The organism is Acinetobacter sp. YH12072, assembly GCF_013419565.1.
In the GTDB taxonomy this organism is placed as follows: domain Bacteria; phylum Pseudomonadota; class Gammaproteobacteria; order Pseudomonadales; family Moraxellaceae; genus Acinetobacter.
On the sequence record NZ_VOZV01000070.1, the window covers coordinates 1 to 4,911 of the forward strand.

5 protein-coding genes are annotated in these 4,911 nt (G+C 35.5%); 2 read left to right on the forward strand and 3 right to left on the reverse strand.

All coding sequences use genetic code 11. The features are described 5' to 3' along the window. Positions 1 to 471: 471 nt before the first annotated feature. The gene (locus tag FTU19_RS15755; RefSeq protein ID WP_180001893.1) at positions 472 to 942 is read right to left on the reverse strand and encodes a hypothetical protein; all 471 of its coding nucleotides are present in this window, start codon (positions 940 to 942) and stop codon (positions 472 to 474) included. After that, the gene (gene mobQ / locus FTU19_RS15760; protein ID WP_180001892.1) at positions 939 to 1,892 is read right to left on the reverse strand and encodes a MobQ family relaxase; all 954 of its coding nucleotides are present in this window, start codon (positions 1,890 to 1,892) and stop codon (positions 939 to 941) included. The genes FTU19_RS15755 and mobQ overlap by 4 nt, the downstream gene beginning before the upstream one ends. A 213-nt stretch (positions 1,893 to 2,105) precedes the next feature. On the opposite strand from mobQ, the gene FTU19_RS15765 reads away from it, so the two are divergent. Beyond that, the gene (locus tag FTU19_RS15765) at positions 2,106 to 2,387 is read left to right on the forward strand and encodes a mobilization protein (RefSeq protein WP_180001894.1); all 282 of its coding nucleotides are present in this window, start codon (positions 2,106 to 2,108) and stop codon (positions 2,385 to 2,387) included. Between the two features lie 35 nt (positions 2,388 to 2,422). Here the strand turns inward: FTU19_RS15765 and repM are convergent, their stop codons facing one another. Beyond that, positions 2,423 to 3,358, reverse strand: a complete 936-nt coding sequence (gene repM / locus FTU19_RS15770; RefSeq protein WP_159516845.1) for a replication initiation protein RepM — start codon at positions 3,356 to 3,358, stop codon at positions 2,423 to 2,425. A gap of 781 nt (positions 3,359 to 4,139) precedes the next feature. On the opposite strand from repM, the gene FTU19_RS15775 reads away from it, so the two are divergent. Beyond that, positions 4,140 to 4,769: a hypothetical protein gene (locus FTU19_RS15775; protein WP_078194520.1), complete on the forward strand. Its 630-nt coding sequence runs from the start codon at positions 4,140 to 4,142 to the stop codon at positions 4,767 to 4,769. Positions 4,770 to 4,911: the final 142 nt, after the last annotated feature.

Below are 4,911 nucleotides of genomic sequence, written 5' to 3' on the forward strand. Positions count from 1 at the left end.
ATAATGGCGGTTATACGAAATTTGATAGATTTTTACTAAAACACTATTTGAAATAAAAAAAAGCCCAGTCATGGAATACTGGGTCATGGAAACTTAAATAAGGATTTATATTTTATAAGATATTTAAAAAACCATAAAAAAACTATGGTTTTTTTTGTATCAACTTGTTTGTTGTCTCTACTTCATTGAATACTTCAAATTTTTTCCGATCATTATCGAGTTTAACAACGAGAGCTAAAATAAAAATCATTATTATAAAAGCTAGGAAAATCAAATACCTTCTCATTATTAATTCCACTATAAGTGCTATAAAGTATGCTTCCCTATAGCAAATAGATAGGACATAAAGAATGAAAAGTAAAGCTCGATACTTTGAGACATGGCTATTGCCATATCTCAAAGTCGAGCCACTTTGCGATATTCGGTAGCAATAAGATTAAGAAAAGAACCGAGCAAAGTACTTGCCAGTATTTATTTAGGATCAATAACACAGTAATCCTTATTCGTTCCGTGACAGTCATTTTTCATAACTCGGACACAGGATTTACCATTACAGTTTCTAATATCGAGTTTATAGCTTTGATCTAGCCAAGCTGCTTCAGCACGACGCTGCTTGATCTCATCAAAACTTGGAATAAATAAAAATATAAAAGACAGGAAAACTAATACCAGACTAAGGAAAATTGCACACAACAAGGCAATAAATTTGTAGTTCAATTTATCGGTGGCTTTATCTAACTCCTGAATACGACCTTGAAGGGCACGTGTAGCTTCCTGATTTGCGTTATTTAGGGTCTTTTTGCTTTGTTCTAGCACCCCACTAGCTACCTTATTGTAAAACGTCTCTAATCGCTTGTTATCATCTGCTATGGCTTCCCTGTATTCCTTCATGGATGCCAATAAAATATATAACTGGTCGTCTAAATCGTTTTGATTGCTCATAGGGAAGGCCCATTTCTATTCATGCTTTTGCGTTGTTTCAGCTTCATCGCTTGTTCTTGCTGTAGCTTTAACTGCTTTTTATGTTCCAGTTCTAGGCGTTTAGCTTCCTGATCTTTCTTCCATTGCTCAAAGCCTTGCTCAACACGGTTGAACCCTTGTTCTAAGGTTTTTTCTTTATGCTGTTGTTTGTTTTGGAGCTGTTGGCTGTTCTGCTGTTTGATCGTGTCGTTGAAACGACTAATCTCAGTATCTATGCCTTTCCTGCGCATCTGCGTGACCTTACTACCCTCATGGATAGTGGCTTGTAGCTGATTACCTTGATCGGCATAACTGCGGTGGTCGATTCTTTCCCGATACCCTGCATATTCCAGAGCATGATTGGCTAAGTTTGCCCAGGTGGCTCGAATCTGTTTAATTTCTTCCTGGCTTGTTCCCATGCCTAAGCTTTTTCTTTTGGTGTTACTTAACTCAATTTCCGATTTTTGAGTGAGGACCAGTTTATTTTCAGTATCTAATTCTGCTTTGCGAGTTGTCAGTAAGATATGTGCATGATGGTTTTTATCATCTCCACCTTTGCTAGGTGCATGAATCGCCAAATCTGCAACCACCCCATAACGGTCTACTAAAGATTGGGCAAACTCTCTTGCTAGTTCTTTTCGCTGTTCTTCATCCAGCTCGTCCGGTAGAGCAATCACCCATTCACGTGCGGTTCGGGCATCTTTCCGATTTTCTGATTTTTCCGCAAGATTCCAAACTTTGCTTCGGTCTAATTCAGTATCCAAGTTAGAAAGAATCTCTGTATACACCACACCTTCTTTTCTCGTGAAGTCGTGCGTTAACCCTGTCCGTTCATCTGTCAATTTTTCTCCTGCACGATAGGCCATAGATGCTACCGCAGTTCGTCCCGAACTTCGGTTAACGGTCTTAGTCGTACAGTGATAAATTGCCATGCCTTAGCCTTGTGATGGTTTTGCTTTTGCTTTTAAAAATTGCGTAGCAATTTTTTGGGGTTAAGGGGTATCCCCTTACGCAAACTTTGACTTGGATGAAATCCAAGTCGTAAGTGCGCATTTCATGAAAAACACGATAGCATATAGCCCGCTTGAATTTCAATTCATAGGGCCTTATGCTTGAGTGGTTTTCTATATCCCGAAATCTGAATCATGACAAAAGCTGCTGAAACTCTCGAAAAGAAAATCGAAGCCCAGTTAGAAAAGCTGAAACAGTTAAAGGCTCGCAAACAAGCTATCGAAGCTAGAGAAAGGTCAAAGCAAAAAGAGCAGGAAAGGAAGGATGATACTCGACGTAAAATTTTGCTTGGTTCTTATTTGATTAAAAAAATGAATGCCAATGAAGCCAATAAAGAAAAAATACTCGCTGAACTCAACGAGTATTTAACAGAAGATAGAGATAGAAAGCTTTTTGATTTGCCAGTTCTAAATTAATAAAAAAGGGAGCTATTTAGCTCCATTTTAAATAGTTACTTAAACCCAAGTTGCTCCAGTAGCGGATAGAACATCCTAAATTTTGGAGGTTCTAAAAGCATATCAGCAATACGGATTGCAAAATCTTCATAGCTTTCAGTTCCTCGTGAATACTCGCTCAATTCAGGCAATTTAGCCATTTTATTGGCAAATAAATGTCGTTGAGCATCTGTCATAGGGATAAAGAAATCAGGTGTATTTGGATCCCTTTTTAGGTCAACTGTCTTTTCAATCTTTGGTTGGTGTTTTTGCTTAAAAATAAATGAAAATGCTGAAATTAATCGCCCTTTTTTATGCTGTTCATACGTTGCCGTAATATCTGTATATTTATTAATTTGGTTAATAGCTGGTTCTAATACACGTTTTTTAAAATCATTCATTGCTATGTATTCAGTGTCTTCGATACCAATTTTGCTTCTGAAATCGTGTAACTCAATTTTTGGAGTTTTTCCAACTTCACGCCATGCAATCAAAAGCTCATATAAACGTATAGCGTATTTACTGGTAAGTTGGCTAACTTGTTTAAGCTGATAGCTCGTAAAATGCTGCTCAAGCCTTGTAATTAATGGAACAACATCAGGCGCAAATGTAATCTCTAATGTGGCTGAATCATCAATGTATTTAATACGGCTTACCCATCTTGATTTTACTGTGCCTATATTTCCTTTTTTATCTTGTTCTTTAAAGGAAAATTGTCGATCAAATAAGTTTAAAACAGCATTCTTTAATGCTTTATAGGCCCCATCATTGCTTATATCAAAACGGCTAGCATAGTCCTTCGCATGTATTTCTAATTTACTATCGGCTGTAATACCGTTGCCTGTTTCTCTTGCATTAAGAATTGCTAATAGTATTAAACGTTGTTCAGTTACTTCTAAATTATAACTAGCATTGATTAACGCATTATCCTTCACAACAAGCTCATTTTTCATAATCAGATTATATTGTTACTTATAATATGGACATTGTAAATTGAAGTCACTAAAGGGTCAATACCTATAATGTCCCTTTATAGAGACTAAATGTCCCTTTATAACCGACTAAATGTCCCTTTATAACCGACTAAATGTCCCTTTATAACCGACTAAATGTCCCTTTATAACCGCTAGAAGTCTTTAATAGAAAGGTTTCTAGCGGTCGTAAAAGCATTTAAAAGCTTTAAAATATATATAAAAGCCTAAGTAGGCATGAAAACAGCCCTATGCCCTCGCTAAAGCTCGGACGTTTTAACCTCGCTTTAGCTCGGTTGAGGGGCTGTTTTTTTCAAATATGAATTGAGGATTTAATAAAAAAAGAAACTATGCCTTCGCTTCGCTCAGTAGTCTTTATGCTCGCTTCGCTCGTCTAGAATTTGGCTAATACAGTTCGCACCCATTCGGGATGCTCTGTATCTTTCATTATGAAGCAAAGGGGAGTTTGTAATCAGGGAAAAGGCAGGGGCGAAATTTTAATGCCAGGTGGTCGCTCGTAGACACTCGCTCGGCTATTACTGGAAGAAGTTTAATAATTAAAATATCTAATCAAAACCGTGGAACAATGATCAAATAGTAAGCGTGGAACATAAAAAATAGAAAAGTTGCCGCCTTGTTGCTCTATGATTCAAGGCGGCAATCTCTAATATAATGATCTTGAAGGAAAAAACTGTTGTATTTCGTATAAGGTGTATTATGTTAATTTTAGAAAATCTTAAGATAATTATTAATGAGTGGCTTAATGAATAAAGAAATTTCTGTATTACTGCATGACGTTCCTACTCATGCAGATTACGCATGTGATGCAACAGATTTAGATCCAGAAGATATTCCTGAAGATCGTATAGAACAAGTCATAAATTTATTAAATTCTTCTGATGAAAATATTGTATTTGAGGCAGCAAAACTTCTGACTAATTGGGGACAATCCTCTGGTTTTGATGCATTAGTAAATTTATTAAATGAAAATAAATTAGTTGGTTATATAGATCATCGTTTACATGGTTATGATGATACACTTCAGCATGTACTTAGAGCTTTTGTTCGTTATTGGGCATTCCAAGCTGATCTAGGATTTGGTGAACAGGCTAGAATAAAAATATTTCATCCTATACAAAAGATTATAGAAATATCTAATACAGAACCATTTGATATTAGTCGCTTATTTTGGTTAATTGATGATGAAAAATACGATGAATATATTCCTTTAATTAAAAACCATTTAATCCAAATAATAGATCATCCTGAATTACAATTTTGGAAAATCCATGATGCTATTGAACTGATGCTGAAATTAGAGCCTGAGTTTGTTCATAATTTATTAGAAGAAAAAGGCAAAACATTGGAAGACTTTAAAATTAACACTTTATAAAGTTATACATTTAACATAATGGCGGTTATACGAAATTTGATAGATTTTTACTAAAACACTATTTGAAATAAAAAAAAGCCCAGTCATGGAATACTGGGTCATGGAAACTTAAATAAGGATTTATATTTTATAAGATATTTAA

Bases quoted from the DNA above. Each gene is read 5' to 3' on its own strand.
- FTU19_RS15755 (WP_180001893.1), bottom strand. From the start codon at position 942: ATGAGCAATCAAAACGATTTAGACGACCAGTTATATATTTTATTGGCA.
- mobQ (WP_180001892.1), bottom strand. From the start codon at position 1,892: ATGGCAATTTATCACTGTACGACTAAGACCGTTAACCGAAGTTCGGGA.
- FTU19_RS15765 (WP_180001894.1), top strand. From the start codon at position 2,106: ATGACAAAAGCTGCTGAAACTCTCGAAAAGAAAATCGAAGCCCAGTTA.
- repM (WP_159516845.1), bottom strand. From the start codon at position 3,358: ATGAAAAATGAGCTTGTTGTGAAGGATAATGCGTTAATCAATGCTAGT.
- FTU19_RS15775 (WP_078194520.1), top strand. From the start codon at position 4,140: ATGAATAAAGAAATTTCTGTATTACTGCATGACGTTCCTACTCATGCA.